Origin of the sequence: Salirhabdus salicampi, from assembly GCF_024259515.1 — a bacterium.
GTDB classification, from domain to species: domain Bacteria; phylum Bacillota; class Bacilli; order Bacillales; family Alkalibacillaceae; genus Salirhabdus_A; species Salirhabdus_A salicampi.
Genome location: NZ_JANBWE010000001.1, coordinates 59256 through 81797, shown reverse-complemented (window position 1 = coordinate 81797; position 22542 = coordinate 59256). Strand labels below are relative to the sequence as shown.

Annotated in this window: 22 protein-coding genes, 1 tRNA gene and 1 other annotated feature; of the genes, 8 read left to right on the top strand and 15 right to left on the bottom strand. The window is 39.0% G+C overall.

The features are described 5' to 3' along the window. Window positions 1-19 precede the first annotated feature (19 nt). Both NLW78_RS00430 and NLW78_RS00425 read right to left on the bottom strand, forming a co-directional pair. Window positions 20-1723 (bottom strand): ABC-ATPase domain-containing protein, encoded by a 1704-nt coding sequence (locus NLW78_RS00430; RefSeq protein ID WP_254494302.1) that lies wholly within the window; start codon window positions 1721-1723, stop codon window positions 20-22. Between the two features lie 120 nt (window positions 1724-1843). Then, window positions 1844-1914 (bottom strand) — tRNA-Gly (locus NLW78_RS00425). Window positions 1915-2184: 270 nt separating this feature from the next. Then, window positions 2185-2415 (top strand) — a binding site (T-box leader). 58 nt (window positions 2416-2473) lie between these two features. Here NLW78_RS00425 and NLW78_RS00420 point away from each other — a divergent pair. The 4 genes from NLW78_RS00420 (at window position 2474) to NLW78_RS00405 (ending at window position 6561) form a co-directional block, all read left to right on the top strand. Beyond that, window positions 2474-3640: a pyridoxal-phosphate-dependent aminotransferase family protein gene (locus NLW78_RS00420; RefSeq protein ID WP_254494301.1), complete on the top strand. Its 1167-nt coding sequence runs from the start codon at window positions 2474-2476 to the stop codon at window positions 3638-3640. Continuing rightward, window positions 3630-5216 carry a phosphoglycerate dehydrogenase gene (serA, locus tag NLW78_RS00415; RefSeq protein WP_254494300.1) on the top strand — a complete coding sequence of 529 codons (1587 nt, stop codon included), beginning with the start codon at window positions 3630-3632 and terminating at the stop codon, window positions 5214-5216. Before NLW78_RS00420 ends, serA begins: the two co-directional genes overlap by 11 nt. A gap of 200 nt (window positions 5217-5416) precedes the next feature. Then, window positions 5417-5947, top strand: a complete 531-nt coding sequence (locus NLW78_RS00410) for a GNAT family N-acetyltransferase (protein ID WP_254494299.1) — start codon at window positions 5417-5419, stop codon at window positions 5945-5947. 128 nt (window positions 5948-6075) lie between these two features. Beyond that, the gene (locus NLW78_RS00405; protein ID WP_254494298.1) at window positions 6076-6561 is read left to right on the top strand and encodes a GNAT family N-acetyltransferase; all 486 of its coding nucleotides are present in this window, start codon (window positions 6076-6078) and stop codon (window positions 6559-6561) included. 24 nt (window positions 6562-6585) lie between these two features. On the opposite strand, the gene NLW78_RS00400 is transcribed toward NLW78_RS00405, so the two are convergent. The 11 genes from NLW78_RS00400 to NLW78_RS00355 form a co-directional block, all read right to left on the bottom strand. After that, window positions 6586-7401 carry a histidinol-phosphatase HisJ family protein gene (locus NLW78_RS00400; protein ID WP_254494297.1) on the bottom strand — a complete coding sequence of 272 codons (816 nt, stop codon included), beginning with the start codon at window positions 7399-7401 and terminating at the stop codon, window positions 6586-6588. A 332-nt stretch (window positions 7402-7733) separates the two neighbouring features. Then, window positions 7734-8120: a hypothetical protein gene (locus NLW78_RS00395; RefSeq protein WP_254494296.1), complete on the bottom strand. Its 387-nt coding sequence runs from the start codon at window positions 8118-8120 to the stop codon at window positions 7734-7736. Between the two features lie 27 nt (window positions 8121-8147). Continuing rightward, entirely contained in the window at window positions 8148-8621 is a 474-nt protein-coding gene (locus NLW78_RS00390) for a DUF3105 domain-containing protein (RefSeq protein WP_254494295.1), read from the bottom strand. A gap of 79 nt (window positions 8622-8700) precedes the next feature. Beyond that, window positions 8701-9558 (bottom strand): N-acetylmuramoyl-L-alanine amidase, encoded by an 858-nt coding sequence (locus NLW78_RS00385; protein WP_254494294.1) that lies wholly within the window; start codon window positions 9556-9558, stop codon window positions 8701-8703. Between the two features lie 123 nt (window positions 9559-9681). Then, the gene (locus NLW78_RS00380; RefSeq protein WP_254494293.1) at window positions 9682-10998 is read right to left on the bottom strand and encodes a hypothetical protein; all 1317 of its coding nucleotides are present in this window, start codon (window positions 10996-10998) and stop codon (window positions 9682-9684) included. Window positions 10999-11125: 127 nt separating this feature from the next. Further along, on the bottom strand, window positions 11126-11581 hold the full coding sequence (locus tag NLW78_RS00375) for a DUF2269 family protein (protein ID WP_254494292.1): 456 nt from the start codon (window positions 11579-11581) through the stop codon (window positions 11126-11128). A gap of 104 nt (window positions 11582-11685) precedes the next feature. Continuing rightward, the gene (locus NLW78_RS15515; protein ID WP_302328392.1) at window positions 11686-11814 is read right to left on the bottom strand and encodes a hypothetical protein; all 129 of its coding nucleotides are present in this window, start codon (window positions 11812-11814) and stop codon (window positions 11686-11688) included. Beyond that, window positions 11801-11974, bottom strand: a complete 174-nt coding sequence (locus NLW78_RS00370; RefSeq protein ID WP_254494291.1) for a hypothetical protein — start codon at window positions 11972-11974, stop codon at window positions 11801-11803. The genes NLW78_RS15515 and NLW78_RS00370 overlap by 14 nt, the downstream gene beginning before the upstream one ends. Window positions 11975-12057: 83 nt before the next feature. After that, the gene (gene cypC / locus NLW78_RS00365) at window positions 12058-13317 is read right to left on the bottom strand and encodes a CYP152 family fatty-acid peroxygenase CypC (protein ID WP_254494290.1); all 1260 of its coding nucleotides are present in this window, start codon (window positions 13315-13317) and stop codon (window positions 12058-12060) included. 227 nt (window positions 13318-13544) lie between these two features. Further along, on the bottom strand, window positions 13545-14228 hold the full coding sequence (locus NLW78_RS00360) for a type 1 glutamine amidotransferase domain-containing protein (RefSeq protein ID WP_254494289.1): 684 nt from the start codon (window positions 14226-14228) through the stop codon (window positions 13545-13547). Between the two features lie 11 nt (window positions 14229-14239). Then, window positions 14240-15367 carry an NADH:flavin oxidoreductase gene (locus tag NLW78_RS00355; protein WP_254494288.1) on the bottom strand — a complete coding sequence of 376 codons (1128 nt, stop codon included), beginning with the start codon at window positions 15365-15367 and terminating at the stop codon, window positions 14240-14242. Window positions 15368-15582: 215 nt separating this feature from the next. On the opposite strand from NLW78_RS00355, the gene NLW78_RS00350 reads away from it, so the two are divergent. From NLW78_RS00350 to NLW78_RS00340, 3 genes are read left to right on the top strand one after another with little or no spacing between them, the layout of a single operon-like run. Further along, window positions 15583-15858 (top strand): hypothetical protein, encoded by a 276-nt coding sequence (locus tag NLW78_RS00350; RefSeq protein WP_254494287.1) that lies wholly within the window; start codon window positions 15583-15585, stop codon window positions 15856-15858. A 17-nt stretch (window positions 15859-15875) separates the two neighbouring features. Continuing rightward, window positions 15876-16175 carry a hypothetical protein gene (locus NLW78_RS00345; protein ID WP_254494286.1) on the top strand — a complete coding sequence of 100 codons (300 nt, stop codon included), beginning with the start codon at window positions 15876-15878 and terminating at the stop codon, window positions 16173-16175. A 19-nt stretch (window positions 16176-16194) separates the two neighbouring features. Next, window positions 16195-19821, top strand: coding sequence for a multicopper oxidase domain-containing protein (locus NLW78_RS00340; protein ID WP_254494285.1), 3627 nt, complete (start codon window positions 16195-16197; stop codon window positions 19819-19821). Window positions 19822-19962: 141 nt separating this feature from the next. Here NLW78_RS00340 and NLW78_RS00335 read toward each other — a convergent pair whose 3' ends face one another. Beyond that, the gene (locus NLW78_RS00335; RefSeq protein ID WP_254494284.1) at window positions 19963-20793 is read right to left on the bottom strand and encodes an alpha/beta fold hydrolase; all 831 of its coding nucleotides are present in this window, start codon (window positions 20791-20793) and stop codon (window positions 19963-19965) included. Window positions 20794-21056: 263 nt separating this feature from the next. Here NLW78_RS00335 and fdhA point away from each other — a divergent pair, with 263 nt between their 5' ends. Then, window positions 21057-22274: a formaldehyde dehydrogenase, glutathione-independent gene (gene fdhA, locus NLW78_RS00330; RefSeq protein ID WP_254494283.1), complete on the top strand. Its 1218-nt coding sequence runs from the start codon at window positions 21057-21059 to the stop codon at window positions 22272-22274. A gap of 47 nt (window positions 22275-22321) precedes the next feature. Here the strand turns inward: fdhA and NLW78_RS00325 are convergent, their stop codons facing one another. Next, window positions 22322-22540 carry a hypothetical protein gene (locus tag NLW78_RS00325; protein WP_254494282.1) on the bottom strand — a complete coding sequence of 73 codons (219 nt, stop codon included), beginning with the start codon at window positions 22538-22540 and terminating at the stop codon, window positions 22322-22324. Window positions 22541-22542: the final 2 nt, after the last annotated feature.

Genomic DNA, 22542 nt, shown 5'->3' with positions numbered 1-22542 from the left:
ATCCCTCCTTTCTAAGTTGTTAGCTTTTCACCTTTGCAATGCGGATACGGTTCAAGGTTGCTGCTATTTCAAATCTCCTTGGTTTCGCAATATCTCCTGGATGCTCGTCCGGGTTAGGAGAGAATGCAGCAATCCCTTTTTCGGTCCATTGATGTTCAATTTTATTGAGCAGATCATTTAACGAATCATGTTTTTGTAACCACTGTTCCTTCTCTAGATAAGACAAGATTTGGGCAAGCATTCTCGTCTGTGATCCATCTACTAGCTGTTCGACACCCTCTAACGTAATTTCGGTTCTCCCCATTAAAATGGTATGCAACCCTTTCGCCTGTATCTTTTCTTTTTTCCCTTTACGGCTATTTATGCTAGGCGGTAAAAATCGGCGGTTCGGAATGGAACCGAACTGTTCCCCTCCCTCATCACTACGAACATACGGTACGGATTCGGCAATCGCTTTTCCTTTGTCCGTAACATTGGAAGGAATATATTCATCCAACATGATAATATCATCTGCAACATCAAAGTATGCACCTGAACCGCCCATTACTAATATCGTAGAGACATTAAGCTGATCACGCATTTGTTTTACTTTATCAATAAAAGGGGTAATCGGTTCCTTCTCTTTCACAACAAGTTGTTGCATACGTTGGTCCCGAATCATAAAATTCGTTGCGCTCGTATCTTCATCAATTAAAAGCGTCGTTGCACCTGCTTCCAATGCTTCCATCACATTCGCTGCCTGTGACGTACTTCCGCTAGCGTTTTCCGTACTAAACCGCTCCGTATCTGCTCCGTGGGGTAAATTGTTAATGAACGGAGAAATATTAACAGTCGTAACACTTCTTCCATCCTCCGCCCTTACTTTTACGGCGTGTGGATCAGTTAATACGTACTCACGGCCATCTCCATGTATATGGTGATAGACGCCTCGTTCAATCGCATTTAATAACGTACTTTTTCCGTGATAGCCTCCACCAACAATCAGAACAATCCCTTGTTTCAATGCCATACCTGTAAGAGGTTCGTCTCGGTGAGGAAGATCAATGGATACTTTATTCTCTTCTGGGCTTTGAAACGGAACGGCATTTTTCATTGGGCGATTACTAATGCCACTTTCACGAGGCAAGATTGATCCATCGGCAATAAATGAAATCCAACCATTTTCCTTCATTTTATGACGTATTGCTTCATGTTGATCAGCAAGCTGGACAACACGAACAAACTCTTGATCAGGGATAGAGAAAATTGACTCTTCCATTACCTTTGGAATAATAGTAAAGAAGAGCTTCTCCGCTTCCCTACCATTAATACGCCGTCCGTTCGCTGGCAGGCCGATGGAAAGACATATTGTCGTCTTTTGTTCATCAATCATAACTGCAGAGCGGTCAAGAACTTCTTGACCAGGTGCATCGATTGCAACAAGGCCACTTTTCCCTGTTCCTTTTACATTAATAGTCGTTTTATGAATCGCCTTCGCTACGTAACGGGCAATTAAATCTTCCGTATACACTTTTCGTTGGGCTTCGTCTTTCCACTCCGAACGAATCTCTTTTTGTTTGTCATTTACGACAATCCGTATTTTGGATGGAGAGGCAAACGGGTCTCCTTGAACATAGTCAATGTTCAAATCAAAGTTGGGAAATTGATATTTTCCTTGGATTGATTTATACCCTTTATAACCTTTTCCGTCTATATTTCTTAGATGTGTTTGAAGCTTGCGCATACCTAACACCTCAATTACTATATTCTCCCATCAGAATACTACTTCTCTACTTTATAATTCAACATAACCATTAAAAAACGCAATGTTTCGTGGCAATCCAAACGAAACACTGCGTTGTAAAGCGGGTGATGGGAATCGAACCCACGACATCAGCTTGGAAGGCTGAGGTTTTACCACTAAACTACACCCGCATGTGAGATTATATTTTACATTATAACAACTGTTTCGACATTGTTCAACCCTTTTATATTTTCATATTTTTGCAGAAAATACGAACCTTTACTGTTTGAGAATAAGTACTTTCCAGAGGTATGCTACGGCTAGTATTTTCTTCTAACAGTTTATTTTTTAAACATAATTTGTGTATAAAAAACAAAACATAAATTTAAGTGGCATTTTCCTGTTGACAATATCTTTATATTTGCTATTATATATGAAAATTCAATTTAACACTTTAATCCATAAATACGATGAAGAAGACACATCTTATTTGTTAAGATTCTACAGAGAGCTGATGGTTGGTGGAAATCAGTGTTTCTTCTTATAAGATAGCACTTCTGAGTAGGCAGGCTGAACGATAGTAGGCTTGTTCGCTTTATGCACGTTATGCATTGGGACCAATGAAGGCTAAGTTCATCATGGACTTAGTGAAAAAGGGTGGTACCGCGTAAAGATAACTTTTCGCCCCTTATGATGTAAGGGTTGTGAAAGGTTTTTTTTATTTTCAATAAAATTTTGGAGGGAAAATCAATGTTACGAGATCAACACATTTTACGCATTCCAGGTCCAACACCTATTCCACCGTCCGTACAACGAGCAATGAACCAGCCTATGATAGGGCACCGTGGCAACGAAAGCAAACAATTAATTGAACGCATTAAACCGAAACTAAAACCGATTTTCGGTACAAATCAAGATGTTCTACTCATTAGCGGAAGTGGTACAGCAGGTTTAGAAACAGCTGTTGTAAATACGGTGTCTACTAATGACGAAGTATTGGTAATTGTGACAGGTGCTTTCGGGGACCGTTTCGTTAAAATTTGTAACACCTATGGATTACAAACTCATGTATTGGAAGTTCCGTGGGGAGAAGCAGTAAAACCTGAACAAGTTGAACAGTTTTTGCGGAGCCACCCTAATCTTAAGGGCGTGTTTGCAACGTTTTGTGAAACATCAACTGGTGTGTTAAATCCGATTGAACAAATTGGAAAGATTGTTAGAGAACAATCGAACGCATTATTTATTGTTGATGGTGTTTCTGCTGTTGGTGGTGCGAAGGTTGAAATGGATAATTGGTCGATTGATGTTCTCGTTACTGGGTCCCAAAAAGCGTTTATGCTGCCTGCTGGATTAACGATGGTAAGTGTGAGTGAACGTGGGTGGGATGTGATTCATCAAAATAAACAGCCTAGATTTTATTTTGACTTAACATCGTATCAAAAGAAGCTGGAAGATGATTCAACACCGTTTACCCCTGCTCTCTCCTTGCTGTTTGGACTAGAGCAAGTTCTCACATTAATGGAGGAAGAAGGAGTAGAAAACGTCTTCAAACGACATCAAATGATGAAGGATATGACGAGAAGTGCTGTTCACGCATTAGGCATCCCATTGCTAACGTCGGACGAAGATGCATCTCCGACAGTTACGTCAATAAAACCGGATGATTTTTCGGCGGAAGACTTACGTAAAGCGGTAAAGGAAGACTTTAATTTAACATTAGCAGGTGGACAACAACATCTGAAAGGGAAAATCTTCAGGGTTGGCCATATGGGCTATTGCTCCCCTGCTGATGTCTTACAATATATTGGTTTATTAGAAATTGGTCTCACCAAAATCGGAAAAGAAGTACCACTAGGTGCTGGTGTAGCAGCAGCACAAAACGTTTATGTGAATAGGGAGGGTAAACATGTCTTATAACGTACTGATTACAGATCCATTAAGCGAAGAAGGAATCCAACCGTTAAAACAGGCTGAACACGTTAATGTTACGATCAAAACATCTTTATCTAAAGAAGAACTCATTTCGATGATTGGGGACTATGATGCCTTACTCGTACGCAGTCAAACGCAAGTGACGCGAGAGGTCTTTCAAGCAGCAGAAAAGCTAAAAGTCGTTGGGCGTGCCGGTGTAGGTGTTGATAACATCGACCTTGATGCTGCAACTGAACATGGAGTCATCGTTGTAAATGCCCCTGACGGAAATACGAACTCAGCTGCAGAACATACAATTGCGATGCTCATGTCATTAGCACGAAAAATTCCACAAGCATTCTATGCGTTAAAACAGAAAAAGTGGGATAGAAAATCCCATGTCGGTGTGGAATTAAGAGATAAAACTTTAGGCATTATCGGGATGGGGAGAATTGGTGCTGAAGTAGCATACCGAGCGAAAGGTCAACGAATGAACGTCATTGCCTACGATCCCTTTTTAACAAAGGAGCAAGCAAAGAAAATGGGCATAAACTACGGTACCTTTGACGAAGTGTTAGAGGTTGCCGATTTCATTACTGTTCATACACCATTATTAAAAGAAACGAGACATATGATCAATGCTGACGCCTTTCGTAAAATGAAAGACGGTGTAAAAATGATTAACTGTGCACGAGGGGGAATTATAGATGAAGATGCCCTTTACGAAGCAATAGTAGCTGGAAAAGTGGCCGGTGCAGCCTTAGATGTTTTTGAGGAAGAGCCCGCGACAGACTTAAAGTTATTAGAATTACAACAGGTTATTGCAACCCCACACCTTGGAGCGAGCACGGTAGAGGCACAAGAAAACGTTGCAATTGACGTTAGTAAAGATGTAATCAACATTTTACAAGGGGGACCCGCCCAAAATCCAGTTAATTTGCCTTCCGTGTCACCAGAAGTGATGAAGGAAATTGAACCATACTTCGATTTGTCAGAAAAAATCGGTGCATTTATTTCCCGACTAGCAAATGAATTTATTGAAGAAATTAGCATTTACTATTCCGGCTCATTAACAGAAGTGAATGTAACCCCCTTAACAAGAAATACGATTAAAGGGATTCTGCAGCGACACCTTGGAAATCACGTGAATTCCGTCAATGCCATTTACTTCGCCAATAAAAAAGGAATGACCGTGAACGAACATAAAACAACCCAAACAAAAGGGTTTACCAACTTAATTACGGTTGAGGTGAAAACCGAAACGGGAGAAAAACGGGTCGCAGGAACAGTCCTAAATGGTTTAGGACCGAGAATTGTGAAGGTAGATGATTATACTGTTGACGTAACACCTGTTGGACATATGGTACTCATTCGACATAAAGACCAGCCGGGCGCCATCGGCCGGGTTGGTACATTATTAGCGCAATATGATGTCAATATTGCGACAATGCAAGTAGGAAGATCCAATATTGGTGGGGATGCGATTATGATGTTATCTGTCGACAAAGCTGTAGACCATTCCCATTTAAACGCAATATTAGAACTATCTGACATATATGAAGCAAAAGCAATCCAACTGTAAGAAACCCATTCACACGTGAATTCCCAACGAATTCACGTGTTTTTTTCTTTCATTCCCAAAGTAGACGGGTAGTAAATTATGAGATTTTCTACGTTCATAAAGGGGATGAATAAGGACATATCTTTAGGAAGTATAAGACCTTTTTTGTTGAAGTTCTGCTTTCCTGAAGAGACAAAATACTTTAATCAGGAGGTTTTGAAATGTTGTTTGAGACTGAACGAATTTATTTTAGAAAGTTAGAAAAAAAGGATATATCCATCCTTCATCGTTGGCAAAATGATCCAGAAGTATATGTAAATATGAGTGATTCTTTTGATTTATATAGTTTAGAAGATATAGAAACGTTTTATGAAAAAATCAAGGATGGAAAGAACTATATCATTGTTGAGAAAAAAACAAATAAAGAGATTGGTAGAGTGGCATTACCCTTTCTTAATTTTGAACAACAAAATACTGAAATTTTAATAATGATCGGTGAAAAGGATTATTGGGGAAAAGGATACGGTAAGGAAGCATTTCAATTACTTTTAAAATACATATTCAATGAGCTTAATTTACATCGTGCTACTCTAAAAGTATTTTCGTTTAATAACAAAGCAGTTGAAATGTATGAAAAATTTGGTTTCAAAATTGAAGGGAAACTAAGGGAGTCACTATATAGAAACGGAAAATGGCACGATATTTATGTGATGGGATTATTAAAAAAGGAATATGTAAAAGAAGGGACATAGGAATCATATATTCCGTTGTAACTACCTCTTTTTTAGGTTGATATTTGCAATAAACCTAGTAAATTCTTACTACAATCTCCTATTTTTTATGATATACTGACATAAATGTTATTAATTGGGGGATGAGGATGAAGTTTACAATACGTCCAATTACAGAAAACGATATATCGCCAGTTCAACAGATTGCGAGAAGAAGCTGGAATGAGACATATGACGGAATCATTCCAAAAGACATACAAGAACGGTTTATTTCCTTCGCTTACAGTAATGAAATGATGCAAAAGAGAGTCGAGAAATCCATTATGTACGTTGCCGAAGTAAACGAAAAAGTCGTCGGATTTGCAAACTTCTCTCCCATAAATACAGCCGGTTTTACTGAACTTGATGCGATTTATTTAGATTCTCAATACCACGGAAACGGAATTGGTACCTCATTGTTAGAAGAGGGCCTAAAACAGTTACATCACGCAAATAAAGTATACGTAAATGTGGAGAAAGAAAACGATAGTGGAGTCCACTTTTATTACGCTAAGGGATTTGAAGTGGAATCCGAATATGAGGACAACTTCGATGGTCATAAGTTACAAACAGTTCGGATGGTTAAACATTTGTAAAGCTCGCCAGATGGCGAGCTTTTCTTACCCTAACGGATATGCTTTTCGCTCTCGATTGGTAAACACTTGAATTTCTTTATATCCAACTGACTTTGCCAATTGCAACGATTGATTATATGCATAACCAACATGTTTTGGCGCATGGGCATCAGAACAAAGAACAATTCCTACTCCTGCTTCATAACATTTCTTTAACAATAAGGGATCAGGATAAATCTCACCAACTGGTTTACGCAAGCCAGCCGTACTAATTTCAATACATGTGCCTGACGTAGCTAACGCTTCCACCACTCGATCATACTGCTGTTCGATGAATTGTGAATCATCCGGTTTATAAGAAAAGATTTTAATTAAATCAATATGGCCGACAAAGCTAAACAGTTTTGACTCTGCTAACGTCACAATTTGATCGTAGTATTGTTCATACGCTTCATATAAATCCCGTTTTTCGTACTCGTCACGATATATTTGTAAATCGATTCCCCAATCACCAATCCAATGTACAGAACCAATCACATAATCAAACGGGTAGCGATTTATGAATTGTTCCATTTCCTTCTCTTTCCCTGGGGTGTAATCCATTTCAATTCCCATTTTAATTGGAAGCCCTTCTTTTTCCGCCTCTTTAAAAAGCTGATAATAGTCAGCGAACTTTAATCCGCGTCGATTGTCGATCCACGGGTTGGAAATAATATCGGAAGTCTCTTCAAAAAAGTAAGCATGCTCCGAAATTCCGATCTCCTGAATGCCTTCTTTTCTCGCCTTTTCAATATATTGTTTTAAATAATCAATCGAAAACTCGCCCGTTTCAATCATATGTACATGATAATCCGTCAGCATAGATATCCTCCTTATTTACACTTAATAAGACAATTCGACCATTTCAGAAAGAAACCTTCTACAATCATGTTCTTTGTTTTTACTCCTTTTTAATAGAAAAGGATTTGTATAATCCTAGCGGCTACATAGGAACTAAATGTAACGACGCCACAGAAGGAAAAAATATTGCGTTCACATGACCACTTCGTTCATCGTTTACTGAGTTGATTGCTAACGTTTGAAAGCTTGGAACGGGACATCACAGCCTAGTCCAACTATCATGATTCCAATCCTATTAGCGCACAATTGTAAAAAAAGTTGATTTCAATACGACTTGAAACCAACTTTGTCTATTATTTCCCGAATAAATACAGAATCATATCTTCATCTGTTTTGCCATATGTTACGTATTCGTCGATAACCTCAAATAAATCTTTCTTCGTCGGGAATAGCATTTTTAAGATACTATTTACGTCCCATTCCCCCATAAATTCATCTATTGCTATTCCGTTTTCCTCAAAAACCTCATATACACGAGCAAATAAATCCGTCATTCGACATAAACGCAACATTAGTGATTCAACATCTTCACCAGGGTCTTCAATAAAGGAAGCATAACTTGGGATTACATCCCCTTGGGAAAAGTCAATCCCGGTATCTTGATGTAACGTGTCGATTCGCTGGTTACGCAGTTCTTCTTTTTCCTTCAAAATGGCAACAACTTGGTCAATCGCGATCATCATAATCCTCCTAACGTCCTAGCTGTCTTAATGATGGTCAATGCCGATATATTTTTTTATGAATTGTTCAGCTTTCTCTCGATCGAAGTCATTCATTCGAAGCATCTTTGTCCAAGCAGTTAAAATAACCTCTTCTTCAATTCCGGACCTCGGAACGACAACAACGCCACTATGACCTTTCGATTCTTCAGCCAATTGTTGCAAGTCTTCTTTAATGTGACCAATTGAACCTTCATTATAATAAATGACAATATATCCATCTTCTAAATTATGAATTAAATATGGATCTGGAATAATTTCCTCATAATAACCAGCCTTCACTAAATTCCCCATATGTGGTCCTGATGTGGGCGGATCTGATGAATAATCATTTGGGTTGAAATCACTAACGTCTTGTAAATGTTCATTTCCATCATCATCAAAACTTTCGACACCTTCAATAGACTCATCTGAACATGCAGAGAGCAAAACAACCATGAATAGTAATGTTAGTTTTCGCATGAACGTTAACTCTCCTTTAACCACTAATATATTGTTATTCATCTTACCACGTTTGTCGGAGGTCCTCCAATAAGAGCACTTAAAATCCTATCTTTGACCACTCAAACAATGAACCAGGGTCGTTTTTTCGATGAGGAGCGTATTCATCATGTCCGACAATATGGTCACGGTTATTTTTCACCTTCGGATAACGACTGACGATATCTTGAATTAATGCTTTTAATGATCCATATTGTTCTTCTGTATAGCCAATCAACCGGGGATCTATTCGCTCATATAACTCCTCAGATATCATCGAAGTCATTTCTTCCTTCGTTCCAATCGCCATTAATTCGATCCCAATTGAATGTTCATTCAAATTGCCATCTAATTGCGGAAATTGAGGAAGTTGACCTGAAGAACCAGCATGATATGCTTTTCTTTCTTCGGGAACAAGCCGATATATGACTCCCTGGCGATCAATTAAATAATGAACAGATAGTCCATAGGTAGAAAAGATGGAATACACATCATTTATATCATAAGGATTATTCGGATTATTTGCTACGTTGCTAATAAAGTGGATAACGACATGGGAAATGTCTTCTTCCCTTTGTTCAGAATTTTCTTCAGGCAACAACATATTTTTCACCTTTATATTCGTTTCACTATATCGTTTCGTGCTATCATGTTCTTTACTGTCTTCAGCATCCACTTCCAGTACCTGTCCCCTATCCGGAATATCAGGGTTTGATTGTTTCTGCACTTCTCTACCTTGATAAAATCGTAGCAATTCCATACCATCCCCTGTGCTTTCAGGGACTAACATTTCAAGTTCCGTGAGTTTCTGACTGTGAGGGGTGAACTCTAGTTCGTTAGGCATCATATTTTTATCTTTTCCAGAACAACTTGTTAACGCAAATAGAATAAAGGCTAGGATTGTCCACCGTGTTTTCATCATTACCTCCATTAAGGTGCCATAAAAAACAATTATATGTATTTTATTTTACTATAGTTTAACAAAGATTACCCAGCAGATAGAACAAGGCAGCTACCTAAAGGTAACTGCCTTCGTTGACATTTATTCTTGAATCATATAGTACAGTGTAAGTGCATTTTTAACTTGATTAATCTGTTTTTTCGTCAACGTTTCATCACGTAAACTTGTATCCCCATTGAAGCGAATGGATACAGACTCAGCGTTTGCGATTTTTTCTAGTTGATCAAGAATATCATATTGATAAGCATGGGTACGAAATATCCACTCATAAATATATCCTCCATCAATATCTGTATCACGTTCACCATATGAAATCCCCCATGTAAAACGCTCACCATCTACATTAAAAATAATTTCATCCATAAATATCCAGTCATCTTGACTAAATCCTGCAACGATAGAAATAGCAGATTGTCCTTTACCTGGCTGATTACCGTAAAATTGAACAACTGGATAAAATGTAAATGAGCCCCTTGGTAAATGGAGTGTTCTAGGTTCAATCCCCTTCGGTGTCACACTTGTTAAATCATCCATTTCGTCATATTCCCTGTTCATGTTTGCGAGGATTTCGTCTCGCTGTTTCTTATAATAATTTTGTTGTTCAGTTTCCACTTTTGAAATGAGTTCACGTACTTCGTTGTCCATTCCGATTGTGCTATGCAACAATTCTAGTTCTTCAATAGCTACTCTATATTCATTATCATTACGTAGATTAGCTACTTTCTTTACCGTAGCATCAAAATACGCACTTTTCTGTTCCGCTATTAAAGCAGAGTAGGCTTCATCGCCGTTGAAATATTGATCATAGCTAGTTACATAACGATACGCCCCGTAATAATTACCTTGCTCTGCCAGTACTGCAATCTCCGTTTTTATTTGCTCTAATAGTTCGCTCCGGGAATCTTCTATATACTGCTGTGCGTCCCTATACTTCACATCACTCTTTTTAGTCTTTTGAAACATAGTGATTGCTTCTTTATATTTTGATTGTTCGAAATATTCAACAGCACTAGCAAATGACTTACGTGATTCTACTAAATCCTCTGTCTCATCTTCGACAGTCGATAGCTTGGAGAATAGATTTCCAATCTGTAACGAGTCATACCCTGCCAATTTTTTCTCGAACCCGTCTACATCAATGTCACCTTGCTCAAACTGTTCCACTAGCTCATTTATATTTTTTAAAGACTCCTCATTTACATTACTTAATATTTCATATAATTCATCTTCAGAAATAGAATCGTCCTTACGGTATTGTTCAATTTTTTCTTTCGCTTGCTGAAAGTCACCCTGATTTACTAAGTCAATAACTTCATTCGTTTGATTTGTGACGTCTGAACAAGCTGATAAAATAGCAGCAAACATCATAATAAAAAAAATAAGTCCAACTTTTCGCATATGTATCCCCCACATAATTCAATTTTTATTCTATTAGAATACCATACAATCTAGCTAAAATGAGAAAAATTACCCATAAAAATAACTCCCCCGAATAGGAGGAGTTTTATATCCAACGGAAAACCTGTTAAAACGGCTTTACAGTCATCAATAAGATAAGGACAACAACGGATATATGCAACACGTTATTTAAAGGTTTTATTTTTTTTGCTAGTGTGAAGTATTTCTCTGGTAAATCGTCCCCGTCATGTTCTTCTAACACCTTAATTTGTAACTCTGTTTTCCTCGGTAATATTCCAGCAGCAATTGGCTGCACCCCAATATAAATGATAATGGAAGCGACGTACCATATTTGTGTGAAAAGGGACGGATTAATAAATCCCATTAAAAGTCCCGTTACCAACAATGAAAGGCTTCCGATTTTTCCGTGTTTTTCAATTCCCTTAAAAACATTATAGGCAAATAATGCTTGTGCTTTCGTTTTAACAAGCCCCATCACGACAGGCAGGCCGAACGTTGCCCCAAGGCCAATGACAGCGGCAATAATATGTATCACTAGTAGAATCATGTACAATGTGAACAAAAAATCCCCCCTCATACTTTTTTCCTAGGTTTTCAAAAGTATATTCGTATCCCTTCTTTATATGCCATGTTTCGAAAACAAAAAAAGAGCCTTTCAAAAGGCTCTTATCGCTTACCGTCATTTAATTGTTTAATAAATTGATCCCGCTCTCCACCGTCGGATAGTTCCTCACTAAACGGGTGGTCATGCCTTTCATTCTTTCGGCCTTGTTTCCGTTTCTTATTCTTTTTCATCAGATGGTCCCTGTCCATTTTCGTTTAAGTATTTGTTTTCTCCTGGTGCATACGTTATGTCACGAAAATCAAGATTCTCGTGACCAGGAATCTCTGTACGTCCATCATGATCAATTTCCGTATTTTTTGCCTTTTGCTCATTTTTTTTCTTATCTGTCATACGACTACCTCCCTTACTTATGTTGTTTATAGTTTGTTATAAACCGTTAGACTCTAAAGGAGGTAATTATTGTTAATGAGTAGTCAAGCGTTTTTCTTAGTAATATTGCTCATCACAAATCCGCTTTCGGGCAGTGTCGGCATCGTCTTTAAACTAATATTGAAATCTTGATCCGGAACGTCATACTCAATGTCATTAATGAGAAAATGTAACGTTTCCTTCATCACTTCTACTGTTACACCTTCTCCTGGACAACGATGGCCTTTTCCGGGGTCACCGCCCCCTTGGGGAATAAATTTGTATAAGCTTTGGTCCCATTCTTTAAACCGCTCTGGACGAAATTCGTTTGGTTCATCCCAAAGTCGATCATCATGATTTGTACCATACATATCGAGAAAGACGAGACGACCTTTTTTAAATTCATAATTGTTCCACACAAAATCTTGTTTCACCATCGCACCGAGGAAAGGACCAAACGGATAGAAACGGCGTACCTCTTGAGCAAACATGTCAAATGCCATATCGTCCCCTGATTGTAACTTGTCATTATATTCTGGATAATCGTGTAAGGCTAACGCCGAAAACGTAATGAACGTTGCAATTGCCACAATCGGGCGTAAAACGTTAATTAACTCAATGGCAGCCATTCTTGAATCAAATTGTTTACCGTCTACATCTTCGTAAAGGGCCATTTTATGTAATGCTGAATCTTCTTCTGCTGTTAGATTACCTGACCGAACTTGTTCTATGACCTCTTGGATCCACGCTTCCGCTCGATTTCGGGCCTGCCTTCCTCGCCAATGACGAGGGCCAACTGCACCAAAGGCATAAACCATGGCCGCAAAATCATCGCCTCGATCTTTTACTTCACCATCATCAATTGGTACCCCTGCCCATTTACACGCGATACGACATAACACTTTTTTCGCTTCATCAAAAAGGACGATGTCTTTACCTGCCCAGTCGGGTACAGAGGCTTGCCATTCTTGCCTAGTTAATTTCGCTAATCTCTCTTGATGTTCAGGAGTCATTAATGACATAAATAAAAGCTTGCGATGAAGATGCGCCTTTCCATCCATTGTCTGAATCGCATTTACACCGAACAGCGATTGCTGCAATCGGTATGGAACAGCACCTTTCCGTTGAAACTTTTCTGGGTCGTAAAATACTTTTGCTGCTTCTTCGCCGGTCATACATACAACCTTTTTTCCTAATATGCGGGTTTCAAACAAGTCACTCTGAAACTTATCGGTTCTGTTTTTAATAAACATATAACCTTCTCGAAGTAAATCTCGTGTACTATCGAACGTATCTTCCTTTGGGACATGTTCATTAAGCGCCATGTGATATTCTCCTTTAGTCATTAAAAGATGATTTTCCCTTATTTTGCACCTGTTTAGAGACGAGTATGCTAAACAAGTAGTGACTTTCACCTTATATCCAATTTGTAACAATTTTGGCTAAATTATTTTATGTAGAAATTATTATGAACCCTTGTCATTATCGGGTTTTGATAGTTTTTATTGTCCGAGAAAAGAGGGAAAAACACCCAATATGGGTGTTTTTGAGACTAAACATTTTTCTTTTTTAAAGCTTTCACAAGTTCTTCTCCCATTAACTCTGAGGAGAATGGGTCTCGACTGGTAATAATTTGTTCATCTCCCCAAACTGCATGAGCTTTTTCATTTAGGTCACCTTTATCATATTTTGCGATTTTAGACATTTCTTGTTCTAAGCTAAATGGGAGAATATCAAGCAATCCTTCTGGCTCAATCTCATCTGGATAGCCGGTCACCTTTTTCCCTGCTATGATGCTTTTTCCGTCTGGGCGCATTGTCCAAATGAGAGGTGCGGGTCCGTGACATTCAGCCGCAACAATTCCGCCTTTATCATAAATCGTATTAATAATTTGATGTAAGTGTTCGTCTTTCGCTAAATCATACATCGCACCATGTCCACCAACGATTAATACAACATCGTATTCATTAGGGTCAACCTCCGAAAGCTTTTGAGTGTCGTCAGCCCGGCCTGATTCATACAACGCTTTGTAAGTTCCTTCAGGGTCATATTCCGGTAGAAAACTTGCATCGTCAACTGTTGGTTTCCCTCCTAATGGAGATGCAAGATCAACTGTATGACCAGCCTCTTCTAAAGCATGTAATGGGGCAAATAATTCTTCTCCCCACCAACCTGTTTCATAATCATGTTCCTCATCCTTATAGCCACTTGATAAAACCGCTAATACTTTTGCCATCTGTATACCTCCTATGCTTCATGATCCTTAATTGTCGCATCAGGACTTAAAAAGTTTTCTGGTACAAATTCTTCAGGCTGTTCACCATTCTCTACTTTCTTCGGCCAATCTTCATTTGCAAGTGCTCCACGTCCTAATGTAATAATATCTGCATCGCCATTTTCTACAATTTCTTTAGCACGCTCTGGATCATGAAGACTTCCGTTTGCAATAACTGGCAGCTTCCCGTATTTCTTAGCGAGTGCAGCAAGCGTTAGTCCTCCATTTCCGAAGGCTGAATCTGTTGCATGGGTTCCCTCTCCATCAGGGAATGCTGGTTGCCACGCCTCAAATTCAGTAACATGAATAAAGTCTAATCCCGCACTTCCTAGTTGGCCAAAAATAATTTCTGCATCCTTTTCCTTATCCGCCCACTTATGATAGTAATCGTTTACTTTACCTTGTGAGATACGAATACCTACGGCAAAGTCATTCCCTACCGCTTCACGAACTTGTTTTGAAACTTCAACGAGTAAACGAACCCGATTTTCCGTAGAACCGCCGTATTCGTCTGTTCGCTTATTTGTGTAGTCAGTTAAAAATTGATCTAAAATATACCCATTTGCCCCGTGTATTTCAACACCATCAAAGCCTGCTTCTTTTGCTCGTTTTGCAGCCTGTACAAAGCCTTGCACAACCTCGGTAATATCTTCTTTCGTCGCTTCCTTTGGTACCGAAAACGGACCATCCCCACCATAAAACGCCATCTGTTCCCCTTTCGGTTGAACGGCAGAAGGAGCTAACGTATCGTTAGTAAACCGATTTCCTTGGGACAAGGCACCTGCGTGCATAAGTTGTACAATAATTTTTCCACCTTCTTGATGAACTGAGTCCACTACACGCTTCCATGCAGACATTTGTTCATCATTAATTATCCCCGGTTGATTATAATACCCTTGGCTATATTTATCATCGGGATATGTGCCCTCTGTAATGATTAAACTATATCCACCACGAGCAAATTTCGCATAATAACGAACCATTTGATCCGTTGCTGAACCTTCATCTGTGGCACTCGTCCTTGTCATAGGCGCTACACCGACACGGTTGTTGAATGTTAGATTGCCGACTTTCACTTCGTCGAATAATTTGGGTGTCATTGTAATTCCTCCTTTCATTTGTAACACCCATTATTATTTGCTCGAGTTTTCATATGATTCTTTACAGAGAAAGAACATGTTGGAATATATAGGTGACTATCACATGCTTTAGTGCCTAATATTCCATTGAAACATCCATTTTCAAAAACAGTGAGTTTATCGCATATACACAATTTTGAAAATTGGATATGTATAGTAAAAAAGGAGGGTGAAGAATGAATGTAAAGGACATACTAGCGAACTATTTGGACCAGGAGATATTAGTAATGTTAGATGCGCACCAACTCAATCTTATGGGGCAAACGTTCCGGCCTATTTTTATTGGTCCATTAACAAATGTTACAGACGGTTTTATAACACTATCCCCTGTAACGATTAAAATGCTTAATGCTCCAGAATATAACTTCCCAACACCATTACGATTTCCATTAGAAAGAATTGTCGTTTTCACCCCTAATTTTAGTTCCGATACTGTTTTTCCACTCTCATAGAAAAGGAGGTATTTATATTGGCCGGAGATACCCCTGATAATCAAGGGAAGTCGGAGAACATTCCGAAAAAACGTTTAGACTCTATGTGCAATCACTTTATAAAGGTTAAAGGGAAAAGAGCCTTTTTTTTAATATCACAATACCCCTTTATGTTAATTGGAACAGTGAAAGACGTTTTCGAAGATTATGTGGAAATTGAGGCAGACACTAGTATCATTGACACCTTTGAACAACGAAACTGGTTTATTCACATCGACACTATCCAAACCTTTTATGATGAAGAAGAAGGAGGTCCTAAAATACCAACACTAAATTAATGAAAGGAGGTTATACAATTTGATTCGTGAATATCATGTCGTTGCCATCCCTTTACGTATTGTTTATAACCAATATGGTGACCATGATCCAGATGGAAAAATATTTACTTTAAAAGAAAATGTAGATAAGATAAAACAACTCGTAAAACAGAACCCACACACGCCTATTGAACTCGTCCAACCGTTAACGATTCGAGCGAATGTTGGGGATGAAGTAGTTATTTACTTTGAAAATCAACTAAACGAATATGCTTCCATGCACTTCCAAGATGTTGAATACGATGTAGTGAAAACAGATGGAGCTTTCGTCGGATCAAATCCTAATACAACTGTCCCACCAAAAGGGCACATAACGTATCAGTTTACAGTTGATCATGAAGGAATATGTTATTTTTCAGATATGGGAGATGTTTCTAGTGAGCAAGGAAGCTCGAACAGAAGTGGGTTATGGGGGGCGTTAATTGTTGAGCAACGAGGATCTACATGGACAGATCCCGAAACAGGTGAGCCATTAAAAAGTGGGGTTTACGCGGATATTCATAATCCACTTAAACCTTCCTTCCGGGAATATGTATGGTTTTTTAATGACGAAGCTATAATTAAAGATTTAACAGGAAATACCCCAATCCATCCTCATACCGGTGAGGAGGATGAATCCCTTCATGCCGTAAACTACCGCTCAGAACCTATGAGAAATCGTTTGAAATTGATGGAAGAGGGAGTTGTTTGCCCTGGTTGTGTAGGGGAGGAAGTTCACCATGATTCTTGGGCCTTTGGTGACCCATCGACCCCAATATTACGTGGTTATAAAGGAGACCCAGTCAAGATACGACTTATTAATGGAGGGGTTAAGGAAACCCACGTGTTCCATTATCATGTTCACCAATGGTTAAAGGATCCTAACGAAATTGATTCCGAAATTATCGATGCACAATCAGTTGGCCCACAATCTCATTATACGATAGAGCCTTTATATGGATTGGGCAGTTTACCAAAAGCAATAGGCGATTCGATTATCCACTGTCACTTATATCCTCATTTTGGTGTTGGGATGTGGGGAATTAGCCGCGTGTTTGATACGTTACAAGATGGAAGCCAAACATACCCTGATGGAACGACCATTAAGGCATTGAAACCGTTGCCTGACCGTCCTATCCCTCCAAAACCGACGAAAGAAAAACCCGGATTCCCCAACTTCATCCCTGGTAAAGTTGGATATAAAGCACCACGACCTCCACTCTCAATCGTAGGTGGTAGAGATATGACCGAACTGGAAAAAAACGCCTCCATCCAAAATGCAAGACCTGGTGCTATATTCACAGATGCTAGTCTTGGCAATCCTGTCGTGAAAGAATTTAATATCTCCGCAATTGAAATTCCAATTATTTATAACAATGAAGAGTGGTATGACCCATATGGAAGAATCTATGTGTTAGATGAAGAAATCGACGATATTAAAGCCGGACGTAAACCGATCGAACCACTTGTTCTTCATGCGGAAGCTGGATCTTGCATTCGTATTAATTTCACCAATAGATTACCCGAAGTTTTACAAGGTTCTCCATTTCAACTATCGAATCGAACATATGAATGTGGCGTTCACGTTCATTTTGTTAAATTTGACGGTCTCGTTTCCGATGGAGCAAATGTTGGTTGGAATTATGACAGCAGTGTTTTACAAGGGGAAACGATACGTTATGAGTGGTATGCAGATGTCGAATTAAAAGCTGTATTTTATCACGATCACTTATTTGCTTCTTCACACCAACAACACGGCATGTTTGGTGGAGCTATTATTCATCCTAGATTTTCAACTTTTCTCAGCTCAGAAACAGGTTCCGAAGTCAATTGTGGCACACAAATTACGGTTACAAACCCAATATTACCTGACTATAGAGATTTCACTTTATTTGCACAAGATTTCACCATGTTATATGACAATAACGATAATCCTATCGAACCACCGCCATTTCCAGACTCACAAGATGATCCAGGTGTTAGCGCGATTAACTATCGTAATGCCCCGCTACCTTTTCGAATAGGTCCAGGCGATGAAGTAGCATATTCATTTAGTTCCTTTGTCCATGGTGATCCTGAAACGCCAATACTAAGGACGTATGAAGGTGATTCGATTAGAATTCGATTAATCCAAGGATCACATGAAGAATCCCATAGCTTTAATATGCATGGTATACGATGGAAAAGAGAACAGAGAGACTTAAATTCCCCATTTGTATCCCAACAGCACACCGGTATATCCGAGTCTTTTACACTTGAGACTTATGTTCCTCGAAGTGGTGACTATTTATATGCCTTTGAAACAATTGAAGATATATGGTTAGGAGCTTGGGGACTAATTAGGGCATATGAGGAAAAAGTAGATAATTTAATTCCCCTTCCTAACAGATCAGAACAAAGCAAGAAACAGGAAACTTCACCTGAACAAACTGGTTCCCCTCCTAATAAAGCACAATTGAATTCAACGCTCTTTTCAGGATCTAAACTAAAACAATATAACATATCAGCTATTCAAGCCCCTATTCAATATAATGAAAATGGCGATTACGACCCTGACGGAATTATTTTTGTCTTAGATGAAAAAGTGGAGAAAATTTCATCTGGAGAGGTGAATCCTGAACCACTGGTCATTAGAGCGAATGTAGGCGATTTGGTTGAAGTAACGTTAACGAATCGGCTCAATGCCAATACGTTACACAAACCGAAGAATAAGAATACACATCATTACCCTAGTATTAAATTAAACAACTTTTACCATCCTTCATTACGCATATCACTGCATCCACAACTCGTTCAATATGATGTAAAGTCTTCTAGTGGCGAAACTGTTGGATTTAACCCTGATCAAACAATTGCACCGGGAGAAACAATTACGTACCAATGGTACATTGATGATTATGTTGGGGCTGTCAACTTATGGGATATGGCTGATGTACGACATCATAAGCACCATGGGGCATTCGGTACTCTAATTGTCGAACCAAGAGGATCAGCCTATTTAGACCCGGCTACACTCCACCCTACAAAATCAACAACAAATGCTGTTATAACGAATCCATTTTTACCGACATTCCGAGAACACGTATTGATTATGCACGATGGGATACGATTGCTAGACAATAATAATAATGAAATACGCGATCCAATCATTGACAATGGAGAAGAGGCCGACACCTACGATCAAGGTTCTAAAGGATTTAATTATCGATCAGAACGTCTCTTTAATCGGGCTGAAAATATTCATGACCATAAAATATTTAGTTTAAGTCACTACGGTGACCCAGCAACTCCAATGTTGGAAGCCTATAAAGGAGACCCTGTAGTTATTCGATTACTCATGCCATCAGAGAGAAGAAGGACTCACACTTTCCACCTCCATGGCCATAGATGGCGCCTCAACCCAAATAACATGAACTCGGCTTATTCTTCTGTACACGGTTTGAACACAGTAGGTTCAAAACTAGACGCGTACATTGAAGGTGGGGCAGGAGGTAAGTTTAAACATCCTGGAGACTACATGTATCGGGCAGGGAACATTATGTGGAGCTTAGAAAGTGGTATGTGGGGCTTGTTAAGAGTCCATGACCAGATAAACAACAAAAATGTAAAACCATTATCAGACTTATAAAAGTGAAAAACGCCTCCTTTCGGTACTGTACCCCAAAAGTTAGAGTGAAAATCTAACCTTTTGGGGTGTTTTCGTATGGCAAAATATAATGATATTTTCAAACCTATACCCATATTAAAACCAACATATAATAGGGTCTGATCATTTTCCAATATCAGTGAATGAAACAATGTCCTGAAAAAGTTCTCTCGGTCTTTCTTCTGTAATTAAATGTCCTGTTTGAGGATACGAAATCAATGTTGCATTTGGAAGATCTCTTACTAACCGTTTTCCTATATTCAATGGTACGACTTTATCCTCTTCTCCCCATATTAATAAAGCCTGGGTATCAATTTTCGCTAATTCAGATGAAGGTAGATCCCCTTCTCGGTGCCTCAATAGTCTTATCAGTGATTTGTAAAAATCCTTCTGTAACAGTGGCCGTTCAAATTCCGTCATCATTTCATCTGTAATAAGGGAGTGATCATATAACACATCTTCCAAGGCTTCTCTAATTGTTTTTTGTCCAATATAGCGTCGTGCATATATATGAAAGAAAGGTAAGTACGAACTAAAAACAAGAGATTTATTCACTCTCTTTTGATAGCCAGAACTACATAGAAGGATGAGTTTTTGAACTCTTTCAGGAGCAATTTTAGCAGCATTTATTACGAGTTGCCCCCCCATTGAGTGACCTGCCAAAAAAGCCTTTTCTATTCCAAAATAATCCATACATTCAAGTACCAATTTACCATAGTTCGCAAAGGAATAATAAAATGTACGGGATTTTTCACTTCTCCCAAAACCAGGTAAATCTATAGCAATAACGGAAAAATGCTCTGTCAAAAGAGGCATAAGTCGATTGAAGGTATAGGTTGATGATAAATACCCGTGAATGAGTACAATAGGCGGCTTCCCATTTAAAATATATTCACAATAAACATTTACATTTGAAATCGATATGTATTCCTTTTGGATGCGGCTCCTGGACATCTCTTTCACTCCTAGTATGTTCTACTTGATATTATTTGTAGTTGCTCGAAATTAATAAGCCCGTGCCTTTCTTCTTCGCCATTATACTCGGATTAGCAATTTGAAGGTAGCATAAACGTTTCCCATTATGTAAAAGCAGGTTTTACATTATAGTTTTAAACTTATAAAAGTAGATGATCAAAATTAAATGTAATATTTTACATATTAGCTCGTATAATGGTAAAAATTTCATATTTTCACCATTATTTTGAGGAGGAATTCAGTTGGCGGGAAATCGTGGAGTTGTTTATGTGAAACCTGGAGAGGTGGAAATTCGGGATATTAGCTATCCTGATTTAGTACTTCGAGATGGACCGGGTGTAAACCCATTGAATGTTGGAAGAAAGTGTAATCATGGGGTTATTTTAAAAGTTGTTACGACAAACATTTGTGGTAGTGATCAGCATATGGTAAGAGGGCGGACAACGGCTCCTAGTGGCTTAGTGTTAGGGCATGAGATTACAGGTGAAGTGATTGAAGTCGGAAGTGATGTAGAATTTATTAAAAAAGGGGACTTAGTGTCTGTTCCGTTTAATATTGCATGTGGTCGTTGCCGTAGTTGTAAACAGCAAGATACTCACATTTGTGAAAATGTGAACCCTGACCGACCAGGATCAGCATACGGTTATGTAGATATGGGTGGCTGGGTCGGTGGCCAATCTGAATATGTCATGGTTCCATATGCAGATTTTCAGCTATTGAAGTTCCCAGATAAAGACCTGGCTATGGAGAAAATTCTTGATTTAACGATGCTCTCTGATATTTTCCCAACGGGTTATCACGGTGCAGTAAGCGCTGGTGTTAAACCTGGTTCCACAGTATATGTTGCTGGCGCAGGCCCAGTAGGACTTGCTGCTGCCCACTCTGCCCAACTACTTGGTGCATCTGTTGTTATTGTTGGTGACTTAATTGAAGAACGTTTAGCTCAAGCGAGAAGCTTTGGCTGTGAGACGATTAACCTTCGGGAACATACAGATGTAGGAGAGCAAATTGAACAAATTTTAGGTGTACCTGAAGTCGATTGCGCGGTAGATGCGGTTGGTTTTGAAGCAAGTGGACACGGTGAAGGTGCTGGTGAAGCTCCCGCAACGGTATTAAACACAGCAATGCAAATTACGAGAGCTGGTGGACGTCTTGGGATTCCAGGTTTATATGTAACAGGAGACCCAGGTGGAATTGATAAAGATGCTCAAGAAGGAACATTAAAAATTCGTCTCGGACTTGGTTGGGCTAAAGCTCACACATTTGTCACCGGGCAAACGCCGGTCATGAAATACCATCGCGATTTGATGATGTCCATTTTAAGCGGCCGCGCACAAATTGCGAAAGCAGTAAATGCTACCCTAATCTCCCTTGACGAAGCACCGAATGGATATCAACAGTTTGACGGCGGCGCATCGAAAAAATTCGTCATTGATCCTCACGGCTTAGTGAGACAATAATATGAAGATAGCCCAGTGAATCAGATTCACTGGGCTTTTCATCGTATTTATTTCTCTTTACGGTTTTGAACCGCCTTAAGCTGTGATTCGTTGTGATTCATTATTGGTTTCAGAAATTTTTCATAACGTTCTTTTTTAAAGGCCTCCAATTCCTCTTGTGTCATATGTTTCGTCAACTCCGTAATATAAACCCCTTTCCGCTTCACTTGTTTTGCCTCTTTCTCCGTTAATTGTACGACTTCTCCATTTCTCACATGAAAATCCATAC